18 protein-coding genes, 4 tRNA genes and 1 pseudogene are annotated in these 21,783 nt (G+C 69.4%); 6 read left to right on the top strand and 17 right to left on the bottom strand.

What is annotated here, in order from left to right:
* The first annotated feature begins 110 nt into the window (after nucleotides 1-110).
* Nucleotides 111-656, top strand: coding sequence for a bactofilin family protein (locus F3S47_RS06855; protein ID WP_150444504.1), 546 nt, complete (start codon nucleotides 111-113; stop codon nucleotides 654-656).
* An 18-nt stretch (nucleotides 657-674) separates the two neighbouring features.
* Nucleotides 675-2,162, top strand: coding sequence for an MFS transporter (locus tag F3S47_RS06850; protein WP_150444503.1), 1,488 nt, complete (start codon nucleotides 675-677; stop codon nucleotides 2,160-2,162).
* A 2-nt stretch (nucleotides 2,163-2,164) separates the two neighbouring features.
* Here the strand turns inward: F3S47_RS06850 and F3S47_RS06845 are convergent, their stop codons facing one another.
* The 3 genes from F3S47_RS06845 to F3S47_RS06835 form a co-directional block, all read right to left on the bottom strand.
* On the bottom strand, nucleotides 2,165-2,716 hold the full coding sequence (locus F3S47_RS06845; protein WP_150444502.1) for a P-loop NTPase family protein: 552 nt from the start codon (nucleotides 2,714-2,716) through the stop codon (nucleotides 2,165-2,167).
* A 167-nt stretch (nucleotides 2,717-2,883) separates the two neighbouring features.
* The gene (gene prfB / locus F3S47_RS06840) at nucleotides 2,884-4,008 is read right to left on the bottom strand and encodes a peptide chain release factor 2 (RefSeq protein WP_150444501.1); all 1,125 of its coding nucleotides are present in this window, start codon (nucleotides 4,006-4,008) and stop codon (nucleotides 2,884-2,886) included.
* Between the two features lie 118 nt (nucleotides 4,009-4,126).
* Complete coding sequence (locus F3S47_RS06835; RefSeq protein WP_396279875.1) at nucleotides 4,127-6,601, bottom strand: penicillin-binding protein 1A; 2,475 nt, start codon at nucleotides 6,599-6,601, stop codon at nucleotides 4,127-4,129.
* 181 nt (nucleotides 6,602-6,782) lie between these two features.
* Here F3S47_RS06835 and F3S47_RS06830 point away from each other — a divergent pair, with 181 nt between their 5' ends.
* Nucleotides 6,783-7,412, top strand: a complete 630-nt coding sequence (locus tag F3S47_RS06830; protein ID WP_150444500.1) for a class I SAM-dependent methyltransferase — start codon at nucleotides 6,783-6,785, stop codon at nucleotides 7,410-7,412.
* Between the two features lie 9 nt (nucleotides 7,413-7,421).
* On the opposite strand, the pseudogene F3S47_RS19715 reads toward F3S47_RS06830, so the two are convergent.
* The 3 genes and pseudogenes from F3S47_RS19715 to F3S47_RS06815 form a co-directional block, all read right to left on the bottom strand.
* A pseudogene (locus F3S47_RS19715) lies at nucleotides 7,422-7,739 on the bottom strand (PaaI family thioesterase); the annotation flags it as partial.
* A gap of 257 nt (nucleotides 7,740-7,996) precedes the next feature.
* The gene (locus F3S47_RS06820) at nucleotides 7,997-9,199 is read right to left on the bottom strand and encodes an N-acetylmuramoyl-L-alanine amidase (RefSeq protein ID WP_150444499.1); all 1,203 of its coding nucleotides are present in this window, start codon (nucleotides 9,197-9,199) and stop codon (nucleotides 7,997-7,999) included.
* Nucleotides 9,196-10,338, bottom strand: a complete 1,143-nt coding sequence (locus tag F3S47_RS06815; RefSeq protein WP_150444498.1) for a pyridoxal phosphate-dependent aminotransferase — start codon at nucleotides 10,336-10,338, stop codon at nucleotides 9,196-9,198. Before F3S47_RS06815 ends, F3S47_RS06820 begins: the two co-directional genes overlap by 4 nt.
* A gap of 151 nt (nucleotides 10,339-10,489) precedes the next feature.
* Between F3S47_RS06815 and F3S47_RS06810 the strand changes: the two genes are divergently transcribed.
* Entirely contained in the window at nucleotides 10,490-11,242 is a 753-nt protein-coding gene (locus F3S47_RS06810) for a DsbA family protein (RefSeq protein WP_150444497.1), read from the top strand.
* A gap of 14 nt (nucleotides 11,243-11,256) precedes the next feature.
* Here F3S47_RS06810 and F3S47_RS06805 read toward each other — a convergent pair whose 3' ends face one another.
* From F3S47_RS06805 to hemA, 4 genes are all read right to left on the bottom strand, one after another.
* On the bottom strand, nucleotides 11,257-12,525 hold the full coding sequence (locus F3S47_RS06805) for a sensor histidine kinase (protein WP_150444496.1): 1,269 nt from the start codon (nucleotides 12,523-12,525) through the stop codon (nucleotides 11,257-11,259).
* Between the two features lie 74 nt (nucleotides 12,526-12,599).
* Entirely contained in the window at nucleotides 12,600-13,721 is a 1,122-nt protein-coding gene (ispG, locus tag F3S47_RS06800) for a flavodoxin-dependent (E)-4-hydroxy-3-methylbut-2-enyl-diphosphate synthase (protein WP_150444495.1), read from the bottom strand.
* Nucleotides 13,722-13,798: 77 nt separating this feature from the next.
* Nucleotides 13,799-15,103 (bottom strand): helix-turn-helix domain-containing protein, encoded by a 1,305-nt coding sequence (locus F3S47_RS06795; protein ID WP_150444494.1) that lies wholly within the window; start codon nucleotides 15,101-15,103, stop codon nucleotides 13,799-13,801.
* A 112-nt stretch (nucleotides 15,104-15,215) separates the two neighbouring features.
* On the bottom strand, nucleotides 15,216-16,442 hold the full coding sequence (gene hemA / locus F3S47_RS06790; RefSeq protein ID WP_150444493.1) for a 5-aminolevulinate synthase: 1,227 nt from the start codon (nucleotides 16,440-16,442) through the stop codon (nucleotides 15,216-15,218).
* 266 nt (nucleotides 16,443-16,708) lie between these two features.
* On the opposite strand from hemA, the gene F3S47_RS06785 reads away from it, so the two are divergent.
* Both F3S47_RS06785 and F3S47_RS06780 read left to right on the top strand, forming a co-directional pair.
* The gene (locus F3S47_RS06785) at nucleotides 16,709-18,085 is read left to right on the top strand and encodes a M20/M25/M40 family metallo-hydrolase (RefSeq protein ID WP_150444492.1); all 1,377 of its coding nucleotides are present in this window, start codon (nucleotides 16,709-16,711) and stop codon (nucleotides 18,083-18,085) included.
* 4 nt (nucleotides 18,086-18,089) lie between these two features.
* Nucleotides 18,090-19,376: a S41 family peptidase gene (locus F3S47_RS06780; protein WP_150444491.1), complete on the top strand. Its 1,287-nt coding sequence runs from the start codon at nucleotides 18,090-18,092 to the stop codon at nucleotides 19,374-19,376.
* Nucleotides 19,377-19,384: 8 nt separating this feature from the next.
* Here the strand turns inward: F3S47_RS06780 and F3S47_RS06775 are convergent.
* From F3S47_RS06775 to F3S47_RS06745, 7 genes are all read right to left on the bottom strand, one after another.
* Nucleotides 19,385-19,461, bottom strand: a tRNA-Asp gene (locus tag F3S47_RS06775).
* 120 nt (nucleotides 19,462-19,581) lie between these two features.
* Nucleotides 19,582-19,658: transfer RNA gene (locus tag F3S47_RS06770), tRNA-Asp, on the bottom strand.
* A 114-nt stretch (nucleotides 19,659-19,772) separates the two neighbouring features.
* A tRNA-Val gene (locus tag F3S47_RS06765) sits at nucleotides 19,773-19,848 on the bottom strand.
* A gap of 21 nt (nucleotides 19,849-19,869) precedes the next feature.
* Nucleotides 19,870-20,481 (bottom strand): histidine phosphatase family protein, encoded by a 612-nt coding sequence (locus tag F3S47_RS06760; RefSeq protein ID WP_150444490.1) that lies wholly within the window; start codon nucleotides 20,479-20,481, stop codon nucleotides 19,870-19,872.
* A 128-nt stretch (nucleotides 20,482-20,609) separates the two neighbouring features.
* Nucleotides 20,610-20,684: transfer RNA gene (locus tag F3S47_RS06755), tRNA-Val, on the bottom strand.
* A gap of 14 nt (nucleotides 20,685-20,698) precedes the next feature.
* Nucleotides 20,699-21,061, bottom strand: a complete 363-nt coding sequence (locus tag F3S47_RS06750; protein ID WP_150444489.1) for an HU family DNA-binding protein — start codon at nucleotides 21,059-21,061, stop codon at nucleotides 20,699-20,701.
* A gap of 60 nt (nucleotides 21,062-21,121) precedes the next feature.
* Entirely contained in the window at nucleotides 21,122-21,652 is a 531-nt protein-coding gene (locus F3S47_RS06745) for a dihydrofolate reductase family protein (protein WP_150444488.1), read from the bottom strand.
* Nucleotides 21,653-21,783: the final 131 nt, after the last annotated feature.

The following is a 21,783-nucleotide window of genomic DNA, read 5'->3' as shown; positions in this document are numbered from 1 at the left end:
CAGCGGTGATATTGGCAATTCCGGACGGTCGACCGGCCCCCACCTGCACTACGAGGTGCGCGTCGGCGGGCGACCCGTGAATCCCATGATCTACATACGGGCCGGACAAGATGTTTTCTAAGAGCAAGATCAACGAGCCGTCTCAGAAGAGCGGCGAGAGCCACTCCTCCGTCGAGACCTCGAAACCCGCCACCCAGAGCGCGCCGGAGTACAAGCCCTCCGCCCCCAAGGCGAAGCCGCCGGCGTCGATCCTCTCGGCCGACCTTCACGTCACCGGCAACCTCAAGACCTCCGGCGACATCCAGATCGAGGGCCAGGTCGACGGTGATATCCGCGCGCACCTGCTGACCATCGGCGAGGGCGCGACCGTCAAGGGCGAGTGCATCGCCGACGACGTGGTCATCAACGGCCGGATCATCGGTCGGGTGCGCGGCCTCAAGGTCCGCCTGACCTCGACCGCCCGGGTCGAGGGCGACATCATCCACAAGACCATCGCCATAGAGAGCGGCGCCCACTTCGAGGGCTCCGTTCAGCGCCAGGACGATCCGCTCAGCACCGGCGGCCAGCAGCGCCCGCCGAGCGGCGGCGGCAGCGGCCAGCAGGGCGGCGGCTCCCAGCAACCGGCGAAGAAGCCCGCGACCAGCGGCCAGTCGTGAGCATGACGGCCGGATAATTTGGCACAAGATCAGCCAAGCCCTGAACAGGCCCCGACCCGCCCGGGGCCTGTTTTCGTTTCCGGATTCTGTGTCCCGGAAAAACGCCGCCTCATCCTGATCGCGGCGATCCTCGCGTCTGCCATGGGGTTCATCGACGGCACAGTCGTGTCGATCGCGATCCCCGCCATCCGGAGCGACCTCGGCGCCACGCTGGGAGACGCCACCTGGATCAACAACGCCTACATGGTGACGCTCTCGGCGCTGATCCTGACCGGCGGCGCCTTCGGCGACCGGTTCGGCCTGGCCAAGGTCTTCACCCTGGGCATCGCGCTCTTCGTCGTCACCTCCGCCATCTGCGCACTGGCCCCCTCGCCCGATGTCCTGATCGTCGCGCGCTTCGCGCAGGGCTGCGGCGCGGCGCTGATGGTGCCGGGTTCGCTCGCCATCATCTCCAGAGCCTACCCGCGAGAGGAGCGCGGCGCGGCGATCAGCACCTGGGCCGCCGCCTCGGCCATCACCACGGCGGCGGGTCCGGTCATCGGCGGGCTGCTGCTGGCCTCGGGCGACGACTACATGTGGCGCTACATCTTCGCGATCAACCTGCCGCTCGGCGTGCTCGCGATCTGGATGACCCGCGCCGGCATCCGCAAGGACAACACCAAGCCCGGCGAGCCCGTGGACATCGTCGGCGCCGGCCTCGCAAGCGTGGGGCTCGGCCTGCTCGCCTGGGCGCTGACCCACGCGGAGCGCGGCCAGGTCGGCCCGCTCTTCTACGCCGTCACGACGGCGGGCGCCCTCTGCCTGGTTCTCTTCGTGCTGCACGAATGGCGGAGCCATCACCCGATGCTGCCGCTCGAACTCTTCAACAGCGGCACCTTCTCGGCGGCGAACTTCGTGACCTTCACGCTTTACTTCGGCCTCTCGGCGATCCTCTTCTTCCTGCCGATGCTCGTGATCGCGGGATGGGGCATTCCCGCCATCTACGCCGTCTTCGCCTTCGCGCCGATCTCGGTCTGCGTCATGCTCTTCTCACGGTATTTCGGTCGTCTGGCGCAGCGCGTCGGCGGCGGGCTGGTGGTCTGCGGCGGCGCGACACTCGTCGCCCTCGCCTACGGCTGGCTCACCTTCGCGGTGGAAACCCGGGACTTCTGGTTCGGGGTGCTGCCGCCCATGGCGCTCGCGGGCTTCGGCATGTCGATGGTTGTCGCGCCCATCTCGACCGCCGTCATGACTTCCGCCGAGGATCACCAGACCGGCGCGGCCTCGGGCGTCAACAACGCGATCAGCCGGATCGCGGGCCTGATCGCGGTGGCGGCGATGTCGGCGGTCGTCTCCCGCGCCTACGCCGCCTCGGGCGGCCCCGCCAGCTACGGCATCCCGTCGGAGAGGCCCGGCCACGTCGGCGCCATGATCGAGGCCTTCGCCTCGGTCGCCTGGACCTCGGCCGCGCTCTCGGCGATCTCGGCGGTCGTCGCCGTCATGGGGATCCGCCTGCGGCGGGACTGATCTCAGCCGGAGACGTGGACGGCGATGGCCTCGTGGCAGGCCGCGACCTGCGTCTCCGTCGGCATCTCGCCCGACAGTTCCAGCACCGGCGCGCTCTGCATCGACAGCCAGTTCAGGTGGCGGTGCAGGCTGCGTCCGCCGAAGTAGGGATCGTCGTAGGAGACCGCCCAGTCGAGGAAGGCCCGGTGCAGCCGCTCCATGTCGCCCCCGGGGGCGATCCGGTCTCCGAAGCGGGCCTGTTCCCGGCGCTTCAGGCGAAGGAGTCGCTGCGACTGGCGGAGCCTCAGAAAGACGATGAGGCAGGCCGTCGTGGTCACGGGGTCGCCCCAGTGGTCGGCGGAGCCGGACAGCACCCAGCCCCCGCGCCCCTGCGCCGCTCTGATCCGTTCGAGCCGCTCCGGCACCGGACGCTTGTCGGTGTAGGGCGGATCGGTGGGCCTCCAGTAGAAGTCGTCGGTATCGAGATGCGGCACCCGGAGCGAGGCGGCCAGTGCCCGGCCGAGCGTCGTGGTGCCCGTCCCGGACGCCCCCATGATATGGACGCGACAGCCCATGGCCTCAGCGCCATCCCGCTTGGGCAGACCGCGCATCGAGGCGCGGCGTCTCGGTCCGGATCATGTGACGCCCCCGTCACGCCGCCGGGTTCCGGCGGCTTCCACGGGTACCAGACTAGCGAAGTCAGGAATAATGTCCATCGCGGCGCAGCGGACGCCGCGCGGGATCAGTCCTCGGCCTGAGCTTCGGCCCGCGACTTGCCAGAGACGTCGAGAGCGAGCGTCGCCGCCATGAAGCGGTCGAGGTCGCCGTCCAGCACGCCCGAGGTGTCCGAGGTCTCTTCCCCCGTCCGCAGGTCCTTCACCATCTGGTAGGGCTGCAGGACGTAGGAGCGGATCTGGTTGCCCCAGCCGGCGCTGCCCTTGGCCTCATGGGCGGCGTTGATATCCGCTGTCCGACGGTCCAGCTCCATCTGGTAGAGCCGCGATTTCAGCGCCTTCATCGCGATGTCGCGGTTCTGGTGCTGCGACTTCTCCGAGGAGGTGACGACGATCCCGGTCGGCGCGTGGGTGATCCGAACCGCCGAGTCGGTGGTGTTGACGTGCTGACCGCCCGCGCCCGACGACCGGAAGGTGTCGATGCGGATGTCGGCCGGGTTCACCTCGATCTCGATGTTGTCGTCGACGACCGGGTAGACCCAGACCGAGGCGAAGGAGGTCTCTCGCGTTCCCTTGCCGAAGGGCGAGATGCGGACCAGCCGATGCACGCCGCTCTCGGACTTGAGCCAGCCGTAGGCGTTGGGGCCGCTGATCTTGTAGGCTGCGGACTTGATGCCGGCCTCGCCGCCGGCTTCCTCGGACTGCAGCTCGACCTTGTAGCCGCGCTTCTCGGCCCAGCGGACGTACATCCGCTGCAGCATCTGGGCCCAGTCGCAGGCCTCCGTGCCGCCGGCGCCGGCGTTGATCTCGAGGAAGGTGTCGTTCCCGTCCGCCTCGCCGTCGAGCAGGGCCTCGAGCTCTTTCTGCGCCGCGCGCTCCTTGAGCTGGCGCAGGGCGGCCTCGGCCTCGGCCACGACCTCGTCGTCGTCCTCCATTTCGCCCAGCTCGATGAGCTCGACGTTGTCGTTCAGTTCGCGCTGGAGAGCGTCATAGCTCGCCATCGCGTCGACCAGCGACTGCCGGTCGCGCATGAGCTTCTGCGCCGCGGCAGGATCGTCCCAGAGCGTCGGGTCCTCGACCCGCGCGTTGAACTCCTCGAGGCGGTGCTGCGCCGTCTCGCGGTCCATCCGCTGCGCCAGGAGCGCGAGCGACTTCTCGATGGCCTCGACGTTGGTTTGGGCTTCGGCGCGCATGTCTGTCCTCGTTGCGGTCTGGCCGCCCTGATACCGAAGGCGGAATGGGGTCACAAGCCGGTGGCGGCCCGCCCTCCCGGCGTAGGGTGCGTGCTTGCACGCACCCACGGTCCCGATCTCAGTAAAGCCCGCCGGAGGACAGCGTGCCGAAGCTCGCCCGCGGTCCGACGTTCACCGTCTCGCCGGTCGAGGTGGTGACGGAACGCGAGCCGCGCTGGCCGCTCGCCACCTCGTCCACCAGCGGCAGGTCGCCGGCCATGGCGAAGCCGCCGTCGAAGGTGATGCCGAAGAGCGGCTCCTCGCCCGGACGGAAACACTCGCGGACCACGTTGCCGCCCGAGGCGCCTGCCGGCAGCCGCGCGCCCGAGAAGCGGTCGATGTTGATCCACTGGCAGTCTTCCGGCGCCTCGAACTCCCCGCCGCCATAGCGCTCGACCGCCTGCTCCATGAAGCGCTGGAACACGGGCCCGCACATTCCGCCGCCCGACGCACCACTGCCCAGCGAGCGCGGCGTGTCGTAGCCGATGTAGCAGCCCGCGACGATGTTCGAGGTGAAACCCACGAACCAGACGTCCTTGGCATCGTTGGTCGTGCCGGTCTTGCCCGCGGTGGGCACCGGCAGGTTCACGGTCCGGCTCGCCGTCCCGCGCTCGACGACGCCCTGCATCATCGATGTCAGCTGGTAGGCGGTGATGTGGTTGATGATCCGCTCGCGGCTCGAGGTGATCGTCGGCGCCTCGCCCTGCGGCAGGCTCGCGACGGTACAGTCGACGCAGGAGCGCTGGTCGTGCCGGTAGACGGTGCGCCCGTAGCGGTCCTGCACCCGGTCGACGAGCGTCGGCTCCACCCGCTCGCCGCCGTTGGCGAACATCGCGTAGGCGGCGACGATCTTGTAGAGCGTCGTCTCGTCCGCGCCGAGTGCCGTCGAGAGCACCTGGGACATGTTGTCGTAGACGCCGAACCGCTCGGCGTACTGCGCCACGACGTCGATCCCCACTTCCTGTGCGAGGCGGATGGTCATCAGGTTCCGCGACCGCTCGATCCCCGTCCGCAGGGGCGTCGGGCCGTAGTACTGGTTCGAGGCGTTCTGAGGCCGCCAGAGACCCTGCGGCGTGTTGATCTCGATCGGGGCGTCCACGATGATCGTGGCCGGCGTGTAGCCGGAGTCCAGCGCCGCGGCGTAGACGAAGGGCTTGAAGGCCGAGCCAGGCTGCCGCTGCGCCTGCGTCGCGCGGTTGAAGACCGAGTGCTGGTAGGAGAAGCCGCCCTGCATCGCGATCACGCGGCCGGTGTTCACGTCCATGGCCATGAAGGCGCCCTGCACCCGCGGCACCTGCCGCAGGCTCCAGCGCAGGAGCGAGCCGTCCTCGTCCGAGGTCATCCGCCGCACATGCACGACGTCGCCGAGCTCGAACTCCTCGTAGAAGTCGCCGGGCAGCCAGGCGATGTCCTCGCGCGGCACCGAGACGGTGCCCTCGACGCCCTCGACCCCCACGATCATCTCCTGGTCCCGCCGGTCGAGCACCACCGCCGGGATCCAGGGGTTCCCGAGCACGATGTCCCGCGCCACGTTGGTATCGGCCAGCGCCGCGCGCCAGTCCGCCTCCGAGCCGAGCGCCTCCTGGGGGATGGTCTTGCCGGTGCCGCGCCAGCGGCCCAGCGAGCGGTCGTAGTCCTCCAGCGCGATCCGCAGGGACTCGGTCGCCTCCGCCTGCATCTCCGGGTCGATCGTCGCCCGGATCGAGAGCCCGCCCGAGAAGAACTCCTCCTCGCCGAAGTCGACAGAGAGCTGCCGGCGGATCTCGTCGGTGAAGTAGTCACGCTCCGGCAGGTCGGAGCGGAAGCTGTCGTAGTCGCCGTTCTGCACCGTGCGCAGCGGCGCCTCGCGCTCGGCCTGGTAGGTCGCCTCGTCGATGTAGCCGTTCTCGTACATCTCGCGCAGGGTGTTGTCGCGCCAGAAGACGGCCGTCTCGTAGTCGCGGACCGGGTGCCGGTTCGACGGCGCCTTGGGCAGCGCCGCGAGGTAGGCCGCCTCGCCCGCTGTCAGCTCGTCCAGTGACTTGTTGAAGTAGGTCTGCGCCGCCGCCGTCACGCCGTAGGAGTTCTGCCCGAGGAAGATCTCGTTGAGGTAGAGCTCGAGGATGCGCTCCTTCGACATGCTCTCCTCCATGCGCGCGGCGAGGATGATCTCCTTGATCTTGCGCTCCGCCGTGCGGTCCGAGGACAGAAGGAAGTTCTTCATCACCTGCTGGGTGATGGTCGAGGCGCCGCGCAGGTTCTCGCCCCGCGTCCGCACCGCGTCGTAGAAGGCCACGGCCATGCCCCGGATGTCGTAGCCCGAGTGCGTGTAGAAGTTCTTGTCCTCGGCCGAGATGAAGGCCGCCTTCACCAGCTCGGGAATCTCCTCGGCCGGCGTGAAGAGGCGCCGCTCGGTGGCGAACTCGTCGATGATCTGCCCCTCGGGGTTGTAGATCCGGCTGATCGTCTTGGGCGTGTAGCTGGCCAGCGTCTCGTAGGACGGCAGGTCGCGCCCGTACATGTAGAAGACCGCGCCGATGGTCAGCCCGGCCATGAAGACGCCGAGCACGATCATCGAAAAAATCGCGCCGAGGAAGTTGAAAATGGGACGCAGGATCAAGGGGCTCTCCGGGGCCGGACCGTCAGAGCCCGCTTATAGACAGACCGTCCCCCCCGGTCAAAAGCCCCGAGCCCCTCCTGAGCCATTTCGTGCCGCCCGGTCGATCACCTCTTTGTGCCCCCTTGCGGACCGCCCGATGCCGCGCGACAGCGTCGCCATGACACCCGAAGACATCATCGAGCTCTATCGCCGCGTCGGCCCGGAGTGGGCCCGCACCCGTTCCCGCCGGCTCTTCGAGAAGGGCTGGCTCGACCGCTTCCGCGCGCATCTGCCCACCAGCGGCACCCACCACAGCGTGCTGGACCTGGGCTGCGGCTCGGGCCGGCCGCTCGCCGCCTACCTCGCCGAGCGCGGCGCCCATGTGACCGGCGTCGACACCGCGCCGGAGCTGCTCGAGCAGTTCCGCGAGCACGTCCCCGGCGGCCGCACCGTCGAGGCCGACATGCGCGGGCTCGACCTGCGCGAGCGCTTCGACGGCATCCTGGCCTGGGATTCCGTCTTCCACCTCGACCCCGACACCCAGCGGGCGATGTTTCTCGTCTTCGCGACCCATGCCGCGCCGCGGGCGGCGCTCATGTTCACCTCGGGCCATCGCGCCGGGGAGGCCTGGGGAGAGGTCGCGGGCGAAAAGGTCTACCACGCCAGCCTCGATCCCGGCGAATACCGGACCCTGCTCGACGGCGCGGGCTTCGATACCCTCGCCTACGTGCCGGAGGATCCCGATTGCGGCGGCCACACCGTGTGGCTCGCCCGCCGCCGCGGCTGACGCCACCCGGCCTTCGGCCATGGCCCGCGTCCCGCGCGCCGGCGTCAGGAAGTTCACGGTGAGGCTCAGGGTCGCCGTGCGGATCCTGCGGGCCGGGTCGCCGCTCCAGGCGCTGGCGTAGCCTTGGGCGGAATCCAGCATCGAGGCATAGACGCCCCCGTGCAGGTGCCCCGCCCGGTTACCGAGGGCCTCGGTCAGTTCGATCTCGAAGCGGGCATAGTCCGGCCCCCAGCCGGTCAGCCGGTAGCCCAGGTGCGCCTGGAACGCCGAGGCGTCGCCGCCCAGGGCCGGGTCGAGGGGATGGGGGTTCTCGGGCCAGTCCGCCATGGGCTCTCCTTGTCCCGCCGGTCCCCCGGGCGCAAGGCCCGAGGCCTCTCACGGCCCTTCATCGTCTGGATGTATCGCGGGGTGAATGCGCCTCCACCGGAGGCGCAGAGGGGCAGAGCCCCTCGGACCGCCCGATCCCGCCCCGGCGGGAGCGGGCTTGCCAAGCGCGCCGCAGGCGCTCCGCGAGGATCAAGGCGCGACCGAATTTCTCATTATATCCCAGCACCTTCGCACCCCGTCCAAATTTGGACGCCGCCTCAGCGCCGGCGCAGGGGGGCCCGCGCGGCCTCCTCGGCGGCCCAGGCCTCGATGCCACGCACGATGCCGGAGACGATCGGTCCGCGGCCCTGGGGCGTCGCCAGCCTGGCGCGGTCCTCGGGGTTCGAGAGGAACCCCGCCTCGACCAGCACCGAGGGGAAATCCGCGGCCTGCAGCACCGCCAGCACCGCCTCGCGCCGGGGCCGGGAATTCAGCCGGGCACCGGTCCCGCGCAGCCCCTCCACAAGGGCCGCCGCCAGCCGCTCGCCCTCCGGGGCCGTCTCGAGCCGCGCGAGGTCCATGAGCACGCCCGCCACGCGGTCGTCCTGCCCCGAGAGATCGAGCCCGCCCAGCAGGTCTCCCCGACCGTGCCGCTCTGCGAGCCGTTCCGCGGCGCGGTCCTGGCCGGCCTCGGCGAGGGTGTAGATCGAGGCCCCCGTCGCCTGCGCCCCCTCCAGCGCGTCGGCGTGGAGCGACAGCAGCAGGTCCGCCCCTGCCTCCCTCGCGATGGACATGCGGGTGCCGAGGGGCACGAAGTCGTCCTCCGCCCGCGTCAGCACCGGAACCATGCCCGCCCGGGCCACCGCCTCGGCGAGTTCGAGAGAGAGCTGCAGCATGAGATCCGCTTCCGAGACGCCGCCGGCCATGGCCCCTGGATCGACGCCCCCGTGCCCGGGATCGATCGCGACCACGATGACCCCGTCGTCGGCGCTCACCGAAGGCACCGAGGCCGCCTCGCGCTGCCAGAGCGGCGCCTCGTCGGGCGCGCCCGAGCTCGCCGCGAAGGCCTCCGCGGTCGTCGGGGCCAGCGTCACGCGCACCCGGGCGCGGCCGGTTTCGGCATCGGTCCGCATGCCCGCCTCGGCGACCTCCTGCGGTGCGGCCAGGTCGACGACCATCCGGCTCCAGCCGGGCGCGTAGGTCCCCAGGCGCAGCCCCTCCGCCCGTTCGCCGGAGAGCAGGTCCGAGGCGCCCGCGCCCTGCCAGTCCACCTCGCGGAAATCGAGCACGAGACGCCGGGGTTCATCGAGGGTGAAGACCCGCCAGGGCACCGGCTGGCTCAGTGCCAGATCGATCTCGAGCCCCTCCCCCGCATCGCGCACCCCGCTCGCGGCGGGATCGAGCCTCGCGAGCGCGGTGAAGTCCTGCGCCGCGGCGACGCCGGTCCAGAGCAGGAGGCAGAGCGTCAGAAGCGTCCTCATGCCCGGCCCATGAAGCGGGCGATCCGCACCAGCCCCTCCTCGATGTCGGAGGTCGCCGCGGAATAGGAGAACCGCAGCCAGCGATCACCCCGTCCCCGGTCGAAGTCCGCGCCGGGGGCGACCGCCACCCCGGCTTCGTCCAGCAGGCGGCGGGCGAGCTCGCGGCTGTCGTCGGTCACCTCGCTCACGTCGGCATAGACGTAAAAGGCCCCGTCCGGCGGCGCGATCGCGGGCAGCCCCGCCTTCGGCAGGCCCTCGAGCAGCAGCTCCCGGTTGCGGGCATAGACGGCCTTCATCTCCTCGAGCTCCCCGGTGCAATCCATCGCGTGCAGCGCCAGCCGCTGACCGGCGTGGGGCGCGCAGATGAAGAGGTTCTGCGCCAGCCGCTCGATGGTCCGCGCCAGCGCCTCGGGCACGACCATCCAGCCCACGCGCCAGCCGGTCATGGCGAAATACTTGGAGAAGGAGTTGATGACCACGACCTCGTCGGTCACCTCGAGCGCGCTGACCGACCGGCCGGAATAGCCGAGCCCGTGGTATATCTCGTCGGAGATCAGGCTGACCCCCCGGGCGTCGCAGGTCTCGGACAGGTCCGAGAGCTCCTGCCGTCCGAGGGCCGTGCCCGAGGGATTGGCGGGCGAGGCGACGATCAGCCCGTCGAGGTCGAGGCCGTCGAGGTCAGAGGGGACCGGCTGGAAGCGGGCGTCGAGGGAAGTCGGGAAAGCCACCGGCTCCATCCCCAGCGCGCTCAGGATCTGCCGGTAGGAGGGATAGCAGGGCTCGCCCAACCCTACGCGCGCGCCGGTGTCGAAAAGCGCCGAGAAGGCCAGCACGAAGGCCCCGGAGGCCCCTGCGGTCACGATGACCCGGGAGGGGTCGAGGTCCAAGTCATACCACTCGCCGTAGTGGCGGGCGATCCGGGCGCGCAGCTCGGGCAGGCCCAGCGAGCCGGAATAGCCGAGCGGGCTCTCGCGCATGTCCTCGGCCAGCCGGTCGAGCGCGGCGCGCGGCGCCCCCGTGCCGGGTTGGCCGATTTCCATGTGGACGATGTGCCGGCCCGCCGCCTCTGCCGCCTGGGCCGCCTCGACGACGTCCATCACGATGAAGGGATCGACGGCGCCCCGCCTTGATGTTCGCATGACCTGCCCCCTATGCTCGCCCCGATCTGCCAAGCCCGGGTATGGAAGGTCAATCGGTCATGTGGCGGGATGCGATCACGTCGCGCGGCGGTTGACGCCATGCGCCGGGAGGTGCAGCACAACGAGCAGGCCATCGCCCCGGGAGACAAAGATGACACGCACCCTCGCCGCCCTCGTGCTGACCGCGGGGCTCGCCGCTCCCGCGGCGGCGCAGCAGTTCCAGGACATGAGCGAGGCCGATCGCGAGGCTTTCGGAGACGCGGTCCGCTCCTACCTCCTCGAGAATCCCGAGGTGCTGATGGAGGCCATCGGCGTCCTCGAGCAGCGCGAGGCCGAAGCGCAGGCGGAGGCCGACCGCAATCTCGCGCTGTCGAACATGGAGGCCCTGCACGACGACGGGCACTCCTGGGTCGGCGGCAATCCCGAGGGCGACGTCACGCTCGTCGAGTTCATCGACTACCGCTGCGGCTATTGCCGCCGGGCCTACCCCGAGGTCGAGGAGCTCATCGCGGCCGACGGAAACATCCGCCTGATCCTCAAGGAATTCCCGATCCTCGGCGAGGACTCGACCAAGAGCTCCCAGTTCGCCATCGCGGTGAAGCAGATCCACGGCGACGCGATCTACAAGGACATCCACGACGCGCTCATCACCCTTCGCGGCGAGGCGAACGAGGAGAACCTGCAGCGGCTCGCGGAGGGCTTCGGCCTCGATCCGCAGCCGATCTTCGAGCGGATGGAGTCCGAAGAGGTGGCCGAGGTCATCTCCGAGAACCGGGCGCTCGCCGAAGAACTGCAGATCACCGGCACGCCGACCTTCGTGCTGGAGGACCAGATGCTCCGCGGCTACGTGCCGCTCGCGCAGATGGAACGCCTGGTGGAAGCCGCCCGCGACGAGCGCGGCTGACGCTCAGCGGCCGGCTACCGCTCCAGCGGGAGGTGGAGGCGCACCTCGGTGCCCTCACCCTCTGCCCAGACGATCTCGAGCCGACCGCCCGATTGGCGGGCAAAGCCCTCCGCCATGGACAGCCCGAGCCCGTGCCCCTGCGGCTTGGTCGTGAAGAAGGGCTCGGTCGCGCGCGCCCGCACCTCCTGCGACATGCCGGTGCCTTGGTCGGTCACGGAGAACGTGACGCCGTCCCGGCCGAGGGCCTCGCTGCGACGGACCGACAGCTCGACGTCAGCGCCCTTGCCCGCGCTCGCCTCCTCCGCATTGGCCAGCAGGTGGAGCAGCGCCGCGCGGAGGTAACCCGCGTCCGCCATCAGAGATGGTAGGTCCGTCTCCAGTTCCAGCGTCAGCCCGGTCCTGCTGTCCTGCCGCGCGAGGTCGGCGACCTCGCGCGCGATCCTCCCCGGGTCCACCCGGGCGGGCCGGAGCATCGAACGTCGGGAATAGGCCAGCAGGTCCGAGGTAAGCCGGGCCACGCGCTGCGCCGCCGCCTCGGCCTCGGCGATGGCGCGGCCTTTCTCGCACTCGTCTGTGAGAACCCGCGACAGTTCGAGGTTGCCGAGGATGGCCGTCACCTGGTTGTTGAAGTCATGCGCGATGCCGCCGGTGAGCTGCCCGAGCAGACGGTCCTTCTCCGCCTCGACCTGGGCGCGTCGCGCGGTTTCGCGCTCGGACCGGTAGCGCGCGACCTTCCGGGCGATCAGGATGACGTAGAGCGCCATGACGACGAGGACGACGCCGAAGGAGAGCCCCAGGTAGGTCGGCTGGGAGCGATAGATCTCGGCCCCGAGCATGGCGAGCCCGGTCAGGATGTGTCCGGACAGGTCGCCGATCTTGCGCGCGCTGTCCGAGGCGCGGACCACGGCTGTGCTGGTGCCGGTCATCAGCAGCAGCAGAAGCGCGGTGTATTCGCCAAGGGGAACGGGCTGAATCCAGAGGTAGAGGATGCCGCCGTAGAAGATGAGGTCGGTCGCAAGGCCCAGCCACCGCACGGGGCGCCAGCGCCCGGGGGCCGCGCGATCCGGCAGGGCGTTCAGCGCCCGGGCGTAGATCGCGGCGAGGACGAGATAGGCCGCCGCAATGCCAAGGATGACGTAGCTAGAGAGACCCAGAGCCAGCGCACCGGCGCATCCGGCGACGATGACGAACCGCAGCGTGAGCTCGGGATTGTCCGCCCCGTCCATCCGCTTGTACGCGCGAATGTCGACGGCATCCCTCCCAAGGGGATCTGCTGTCTGCACTGGGTCGTACTCCCCGGCCCTCGCCCGAACTCCGCGACGAGGTTAGCCGAGAAACCCGAGAAGATTAATGGGTTTTATTCGGCCGCTTCCTTCGAGGCTTCCAGCTCGGCCGCCTTCTGTTCGACCTGCTCGACGATGTGATCGATCATCTGGTCGTTCGACATCGCGTGGCTCTTGGCCCCCGCGAGGTAGACCATGCCGCGGCCCTGCCCGCCGCCGGTGAAGCCCACGTCGGTCATCAGCGCCTCGCCGGGACCGTTCACCACGCAGCCGATGATGCTGAGACTCATTGGCGTTTTGATGTGAGCCAGCCGATCCTCGAGGATTTCGACCGTTTTGATGACGTCGAAGCCCTGCCGCGCGCAGGAGGGGCACGAGATGATGTTGACCCCGCGGTGCCGCAGTCCCAGCGATTTCAGGATTTCGTATCCCACGCGGACCTCTTCCACCGGGTCGGCCGAGAGCGAGACGCGGACGGTGTCGCCGATCCCCATCCAGAGCAGGTTGCCGAGGCCGATCGCGCTCTTGATCGTGCCGGACATGAGTCCGCCAGCCTCGGTGATCCCGAGGTGGATGGGCTTGTCGGTCGCATCGGCGATTCCCTGGTAGGCCGCCGCGGCGAGGAAGACGTCGGAGGCCTTCACCGAGATCTTGAACTCGTGGAAGTCGTTGTCCTCGAGAATGCGGATATGCTCGAGCGCGCTCTCGACCATGGCCTCGGGACAGGGCTCGCCGTACTTCTCCAGCAGGTGCCGCTCGAGTGACCCCGCGTTGACGCCGATCCGCATCGAGCAGCCGTGGTCGCGCGCCGCCGCGATAACCTCGCGCACGCGCTTCTCGTCGCCGATGTTGCCGGGGTTGATGCGCAGGCAGGCGGCGCCCGCCTCGGCGCTCTCGATGCCGCGCTTGTAGTGGAAGTGGATGTCCGCGACGATCGGCACCGGGCTTTCGGGCACGATCTCCTTCAACGCCTTCGACGAGGCCTCGTCGGGCACCGAGACGCGCACGATGTCGGCGCCGGCCTCGGCGGCGGCCTGGATCTGCTCCACCGTCGCCCTGACGTCCGTCGTCAGCGTGTTAGTCATGGTCTGCACCGAGATCGGCGCGTCGCCGCCGACGGCCACGTTGCCCACCATGATTTGGCGGCTCTTGCGCCGATAGATGTTGCGCCACGGACGGACGTGATTGAGCGACATGCCTGCGCTCCCCTCGGGATTGGCTGAATTCTTGACCGCAACCTATGGGCGGATGGGCGTCCCGGCAATGCGCCGCGTCACTCCGACGCCACGGGCTCCTCGACGGGCGCGGCCTGCTGAAGCTCGGCCACGCGCACCACCTCGGCCAGGTCGGCGTCGGCGGAAAGGTCCGCCACCTCGTAGCGGTCGGTGAGAGCCCCGGCGGAGAGAGCCACGTTCGAGCTGACCGAGCCGTTCGGGCCGACGGGGCCGTAGTGGTCGCCGTTGACGGCGAAGTAGACCGCGCCGCTTTCGCCGATGCGCAGGGTCGCAGGTTCCTCGGTCTGCGGAACCGTGAAGGTATCCCCCGCGCCCATGGTCCGCTCGTAGAGGGTGGTCCCGTCCGGGCTGGTGACCCGGACCCAGGCCGGGCGCACGGCGACGAGCTGAACGGCGGGCGTCGGCTCTTCGGTGACCTGGACGCCCGAGGGCGAGGCCTCTCCCGGCGTGCCGGGCAGCGGCGGAGCCTCGGCGACGGTGGTCGGTTCGGGCTCACTGCCATAGGCGGAATTCGGCGTCGCGCCGAGGCCGGCACGAAGGGACCGCGGCGCGGAGGTTTCGACCTCGGGGCTGAGCGCCCCGACCGAGGCCGGGCTGAGCGTGGAGATCGGCCCGTCGCGGGCAACCATGACCGGCACGTCGAGGGCCTGCGGACGGTAGAGGCGGTCGAGCGCCTCGGCGCTCGGCGCGGCGAAGCCGCCGTTCGAGGCGTTCGCGGAGGCACCGGAGCCGCCGGCGGACCCGCCACCGGCGAGCGGATCGAGGTCGGCGACGACGGTCGGTGCTTCTTCGACCGGCGCGAACTGCACCTTCTGCACTTCCTTGAGAACGCTGAGACCGCCGTAGCCCAGGCCGCCGATCAGGGCGACCAGCACCAGCACGGAGCCGACGGCCCCCGGCTCGACGCGCGAGAAGAAGGCCTCGCCCGAGGGCACGAAGGGCGTCGAGGGTGCGGCGAAGATGTCGTCGCCCACCGGCGCCCGCTCGACCCGCTTGGGCTTGGCGGCGGAGGCGGCCGGCGACATGCCGTGCGCCGTTTCGAACCCGCTCTCGCGGCAGAAGGTGTCGAAGGCCCACTCGGGATCCATGCCGAGGTAACGGGCATAGGAACGGACGTAGCCCGCGATGAAGCCCGGCGTCTCGAAGGCTGAGGGGTCGGCGTTCTCGATGGCGGCGATGTAGGCGGCCTTGATCTTGAGCTCGCGCTGCACGTCCAGCAGGCTCTTGCCGAGCGTCGCGCGCTCGCCCCGCATCAGGTCGCCGAGGCGCAGGTCGAATGCGTCGAAGCCCGAAGGTTCTTCGACCGTGACGTCAGACTCGCGCTTTGAGATGCGCCCGATCATGCGTCGACCCGTTTTCGTCCTGCCCCACTCCATCCGTCAGCGCCGACTCGGTCACCGCAGATTAATACGGTGTTAGCACAGCCGTGATCGCAGGTGCACCCGCCTATGACGGTTAGCCGGCCAACTCGGCACGATTAAGCGCACAATGCGACCAGAGACGGTCGAGACCGTGCACGAGTGCATCCATTTCACGCGGTCCGTGAACCGGCGAGGGGGTGAAGCGCAGCCGCTCCGTGCCGCGCGGGACGGTCGGGAAGTTGATGGGCTGCACGTAGATGCCGTACTCGCCCAGCAGCATGTCGCTGATCTTCTTCGTGTGGACCGGATCGCCGACGATCAGAGGCACGATGTGGCTGCCGTGATCGATGATCGGCAGCCCGAGCCCCTTGAGCCGGGTCTTGAGGATCGAGGCCTGTGTCTGGTGCGCGTCGCGGATCGACTGGTCACGCTTGAGATGTGCGACACTGGCCGCCGCGCCGGCCGCCACGGTGGGGGGCAGCGAGGTGGTGAAAATGAAGCCGGGCGCGTAGGAGCGCACGGCGTCCGCCATGCGGGCCGAGGTGGCGATGTAGCCGCCCATCACGCCGAAGGCCTTGCCCAGCGTCCCGTTGATGATGTCGAGCCGGTGCATGAGCCGGTCCCGCTCGGCCACGCCGCCGCCGCGAGGGCCGTACATGCCGACGGCATGGACCTCGTCGAGATAGGTCAGCGCGCCGAATTCGTCCGCAAGGTCGCAGATCTCCTCGATCGGGCCGAAGTCGCCGTCCATCGAGTAGACCGACTCGAAGGCGATGAGCTTGGGCGCGGCGGGATCGTCGGCCTCCAGCAGTTCGCGCAGGTGGGCCACGTCGTTGTGGCGGAAGATGCGCTTCTGCCCGCCGTTGCGGCGGATGCCCTCGATCATCGAGGCGTGGTTCAGCGCGTCGGAATAGATGATCAGCCCGGGAAAGAGCTTCGGCAGGGTCGAGAGCGTCGCGTCGTTCGCGATATAGGCCGAGGTGAAGAGCAGCGCGGCTTCCTTGCCGTGCAGATCGGCCAGCTCGGCCTCGAGCCGCTTGTGATAGACGGTCGTCCCCGAGATGTTGCGCGTGCCGCCGGAGCCCGCTCCAGTCGCCTCGATGGCCTCGTGCATCGCGGCGAGCACGACGGGGTGCTGGCCCATGCCGAGATAGTCATTGCCGCACCAAACGGTGATCGGCTGCTCGGTGCCATCGGGGCGGCGCCATGTGGCGTGGGGGAACTGTCCCCGCTTGCGCTCGATGTCGATGAAGGTCCGGTACCGGCCCTCCTCGTGCAGCTTCGCGATGGCCAGGTCCAGATGCGCCGCGTAATCCGTCACCGTTCCGTCCTTCTTAGAACTCTTCCAAGGGTCATATAGGCCCCTCTTCCATCAAACAACCGCCTCGCCCTTCGCCGGATGTCGCACCCTAGCGGATTCCGGTCCGGGAGTTTCCGATAGTGGTCCGCTGCGAACCGGGTCGTCGGCCTGCCTTCTCGCCTACCGGTCCCGGCGGGAGGCGGCATTGATGCAGGTCAAACCGAGGCCGCTGGACACCGGTCCCCCGGCTGATACCGTCGCGCACAAATCCAACGACCGGAGTTCCCATGTCCCTCGATCAGGTTCTCGCCCGCATCGACGCCGATCTCGACGACTCGCTTGAACGGCTGCTGGCGCTGCTGCGCATCCCCTCCATCTCGACCGATCCCGCCTATAAGGCGGATTGCGCCAGGGCCGCCGACTGGCTGGTCGAGGACCTGGCCTCCATGGGCTTCGACGCGGCGAGCCGCCCGACGCCAGGTCATCCCATGGTCACCGGCCACGGCGGCGAGGGCGGGCGTCACCTGCTGTTCTACGGGCACTACGACGTTCAGCCGGTGGACCCGCTGAACCTCTGGAACCGCGACCCCTTCGATCCGGCCGTCGAGGAAACCGCCGACGGCAAGGTCATCCGCGGGCGGGGCTCGGCCGACGACAAGGGCCAGCTCATGACCTTCGTCGAGGCCTGCCGGGCCTGGGTGGCGGTGAACGGCTCCCTGCCCTGCCGTGTCACCATGTTCTTCGAGGGCGAGGAGGAATCCGGCTCTCCCTCGCTCGTGCCCTGGATGAAGGAGAACGCCGAGGAGCTGAAATCGGACCTCGCGCTGATCTGCGACACCGGCCTCTACGACCCGCAGACGCCCGGCATCACCACCATGCTCCGCGGCCTGCTGGGCGAGGAGTTGACGATCACCGGCCCCGACCGCGACCTGCACTCCGGGATGTACGGCGGGCCGGCGATGAACCCGATCCGGGTGCTGTCGAAGATCCTCGCCTCGCTGCACGATGACGACGGTCGTGTCACGGTCCCCGGCTTCTACGACGGCGTTCCCGAGCTCTCGGACGAGATCAAGGCGCAGTGGGAGGGGCTGAGCTTCGATTCCGACGGGTTCCTGGGGGCCGTCGGCCTCTCGCGTCCCGCGGGCGAGACGGACCGCACGCCGCTCGAGATGATCTGGGCGCGGCCGACCTGCGAGATCAACGGCATCACCGGCGGCTACACCGGCGACGGCTTCAAGACGGTCCTGCCGTCCAAGGCCACCGCCAAGGTCAGCTTCCGGCTCGTCGGCCAGCAGGACCCCCACGCCATCCGCAAGAGCTTCCGCGCGATGGTCGAGGAGATGCTGCCGCCCGACTGCACCGCCGAGTGGCACGACCACGGCGCCTCGCCCGCCTCCGTCATGTCGACCGAGAACCCCGCCTTCGAGGCCGCCCGACAGGCGCTCAGCGAGGAATGGCCGAACCCCGCCGCCTTCATCGGCAGCGGCGGCTCGATCCCCGTGGCGGGCTACATCAAGTCGGTGCTCGACACCGATTCGATGCTGATCGGCTTCGGCCGGGACGACGACGCGATCCACAGCCCGAACGAAAAGTACCACCTCTCGAGCTTCCATCGCGGCATCCGCTCCTGGGCGCGCATCCTCGACGCGATCGCGAAGGAGTAGCGCGATGCGCTCGCTGCGGTGGACGACGGCACTCCTCGCCGCCGCGGTGCTGGCCTTCGGCGGGTTCTGGATCGCGAACGTGCCGGACCGGGACCTTCGGGGCACCTGGGGGACCTTGGGCTACGGCCTGGGCTTCGACATCGGGCGCTTCCGGATCAAGGTCTACGAGGTGACGCCGGGCAGCTGCATCGAGGCCTTCACGATCCCGGCCAACCTCTGGCTGCTCGACCGGGCGGCGGGCTATCGCTTCACGTCGCCCGAGCCGGACCGGCTGACGATCTACGTCGACGAGGTCGTGGGCCCGATCGAGGCGGAGCCCGCGACCTTCTCCGACCGCTGCGGCGAGGCGCCGGACCTCACGGCGGCCGGGCAATGGGACCTCTTCTGGACCACCTTCAACCAGCACTACCCCTTCTTCGAGCAGAACGGCGTGGACTGGTCGGACCGGCGCGCCCTTGGACAGGACGTGGAGGACGAGGCCTCTCTCGCCGCGGCCATGGGCGCCGCCGTGGCCGAGATCGACGACCACAACGTCGCGCTGATCCTCGGGTCCGAGAGCTACTTCGGCGGCAGCGACCCCGACTGGACCGACCGCGCGCAGGAGTTCGCGGACGTCACCGAGGCGCAGCTCTCCAGCGTCGGAACAGTCGACGAGGCGGAGATCACCTACGGCCGCCTGCCGGACGACATCGGCGTCATCCGGCTGGACGGGATGGACCCCGGACGCGGCTGGGGCTCGGGCTACGACACCCGGGCAAGGCACATCCTCTCCGATCTCCTCGTGAGCTTCGGGCCGCTCGAGGGGCTCGTGCTCGACCTGCGCTGGAACACCGGCGGCTCCAACCGCGCGGCGACCGGGTACGCGAGCCTCTTCGGCGAGACGCCCCGCACTGTCGGCACCAAGGCGGTGCAGCAGGGGCCGGAACTCATGGGCGAGCCGATCCCCGTGGAGATCGACGAGACGCCCCTGCCCGGCTTCGACGGACCCGTCGTCATCCTCACCTCCGGGGCGACGCGCGGCGCGGCGGAGGTCTTCCTGCTGGCCATGCGCGACCTGCCTCAGGTCACCGTGCTGGGCGAGCCCACCGCGGGCAGCCTCTCGGACAGCATGTCGCGGCACATGCCCAACGACTGGCAGTTCGTCCTGTCCCACCAAGTCTACCGCGATTCCGCGGGCGAGGCTTTCGACGGGCGCGGCGTGCCGCCGCACGAGCAGCTGGGCCTCGACGTGGAGGCCTTCGACCAGGGCCGGGACACCGCCCTGGAGGCGGCGGTCGATCTTCTGAAGTAGGGAGAAAGTGGCGCGGTTGACGGGGCTCGAACCCGCGACCCCCGGCGTGACAGGCCGGTACTCTAACCAACTGAGCTACAACCGCGCGTGAGCCGCCGGATAGGCAATCGGGCGGACGGCGTCAATGCGGAAAGAGCCGCTTTTCACCCCGACACCGCGTAAAGAAAAAGGGCCCACTCAGGGGCCCTTCCAACGCATCTGGCAGTGGCGCGGTTGACGGGGCTCGAACCCGCGACCCCCGGCGTGACAGGCCGGTACTCTAACCAACTGAGCTACAACCGCCCTCTGCCCGACGGGGCGCGTGTCCCCGTGGCGTGACGCGCGTTCTAGAGGCGGAGGATCCTGCGGTCAAGCCGGAAAAAGGGGCGAGTTCGCGGGGGAAAGCGGGGGGCGCCCTGGTGGGTGGTGAGGGATTCGAACCCCCGACATTCTCGGTGTAAACGAGACGCTCTACCAACTGAGCTAACCACCCCCATCAGGGCCGGTCCCGGGTCTAGCCGGAGGCCACGCCGGGCGCAAGCGAGGCCGGGTCGATGACCTCCTGGCGGCCCTCGCGGATCCGGAAGATGACCCCCTGCCCGCCCGGAACCTCGTGCAGCCGGTCGATCCCGAGGCCGAGCGCGGCGGTGCGCAGGAAGCGCGAGGTGATGCCGTGGGTCACCAGTACCGTGGGCCTGTCGAGGGAGGCCAGCAGCCCTGTCACGCGCGCCCAGAGCGCCGAGAACGGCTCTCCCTCGGGAGCGCGGGCGTAGCGGTCGAGAAAATGCTCGTGGGGGTCCGGCGCGGGCCAGCGGGCGTCGGCTTCCTCGCGGGTGAGTCCCGCCCAGAGGCCCACGCCGATCTCGCGCAGCCGCTCGTCGGGCACGGGCTCCAGACCGCAGGCTTCGGCGATGGGCAGGGCCGTCGCCATGGCCCTGCCCTGCGGCGAGTGGAGCAGCGCGTGGGTCCGTCCCTCGATGCCCAGGGCCGCGAGGGCCCGGGCCATCGAGTGGGCCTGGGCCCGGCCCTTCTCCGTCAGCGGCGAATCGAGGGCCCCCTGCCAGCGGCCGATCCTGTTCCACTCGGTCTCGCCGTGGCGGATGACGAGGATCTCGGGCGGCATCATCCGCCTGTCCCCGAAACAGGCCGCCGCGCGGCTCTGGCGAAGGTCATGGCTCTCTCCGAGGCGGCGTCACGCCGGTTCACGACGACCGAACCTGCATTCGCAGCGCGGAACAAGGGCAGAGAGAAAAATGGTGGGTGATAGAAGATTCGAACTTCTGACATCTTCGATGTGAACGAAGCGCTCTACCACTGAGCTAATCACCCAACGGAGTGGTCCTTTAGCCCTCCTCGCCGTCCTCCGCAAGAGGGCTGTCGGCCAATGCGGCGGTCATCGTCTTCGGCCGGCGCAGCTTGCAGACATAGACATGCGCGTTCGCCACTTCCTTCTGGCGATTGATCTTTACCTTGCCCAGCGGCGGCAGGTTCAGCTCCTCGCCGTTGGCGATGGCCTCGCCCAGCACTTCGAGCGCCGCCTCGACCGCCGGTTTCACGTCGCGCTTCTTGCCGCCGCAGCGGTCGACCACGCGGTCGATGAAGGCCTTCTTCTTGAGCTCAGGCCCGACGACGACCGTCTGCTCGGTCACGACCGTTGTCGTCGGTTCGGTCTCCGGAGAGTCGTCCGGCGCGCTGCGGTCCGCCATGCTGTGTCCTCCAGCCTTGATGTTCGGCCGGAGGCTAACCGGTTCGGGCTGGTGCGTCGATCAGGCGGGCACATAGGTCAGCCGCAGCACGTCCTCCCCGATCCGGTCGCTTCCGACCGGGCGAAGCCGCGGCACGGACCCTGCGAAGAAAGGCGTGCCCGTGCCGAGGACGACAGGGTGATAGTAGAGCCGGTACTCGTCGACCAGTCCCAGCTCGATCAGGCTTCGCGCGAGGTCCGGGCCGCCCGCGTCGATCTCGCCTTCGACCTGCGCCTTTAGGCCGTGAACGGCCGTCGCGAGGTCTCCGTCGAGTTGCGTGGCGTTGGGCCCCAGGGCCACCGCGCCGCGAGAGACGACCCACTTCGGTTGCTTCCGCCAGGCCGCCGCGAAATCTCTCTCGTCCGGGCCCCAGTCGGGCTGGTCGTCCTCCCAGTAGCGCATGATCTCGTAGAGCTTGCGGCCGTAGAGGCTGCCCGCGAGGCTCTCCGTGTAGTCGATCCAGTGGCGGAAGAGGACGGGATCGGGTGCGAAGGCCTCGTGATCGACGTAGCCATCGAGAGACAGGTTCATTCCGTAGACGAGCGTTGCCATGCCGGGGGGCCTCCCTCCCCTGGCCGCGACGATAGGACGAAGCTCACCCGCCGCCTACGGGATTTCGCTGCGCCCAGACGAAGAAAGGGCGGCCCGCGATGTGCGGGCCGCCCTGGGTCTTCAACTCGTCG

Source organism: Histidinibacterium aquaticum, from assembly GCF_008710275.1.
Classification (GTDB): Bacteria; Pseudomonadota; Alphaproteobacteria; order Rhodobacterales; family Rhodobacteraceae; genus Oceanicola; species Oceanicola aquaticus.
The sequence above is the reverse complement of the archived record's forward strand: the minus strand, read 5'-3'. Positions and strand labels throughout refer to the sequence as shown.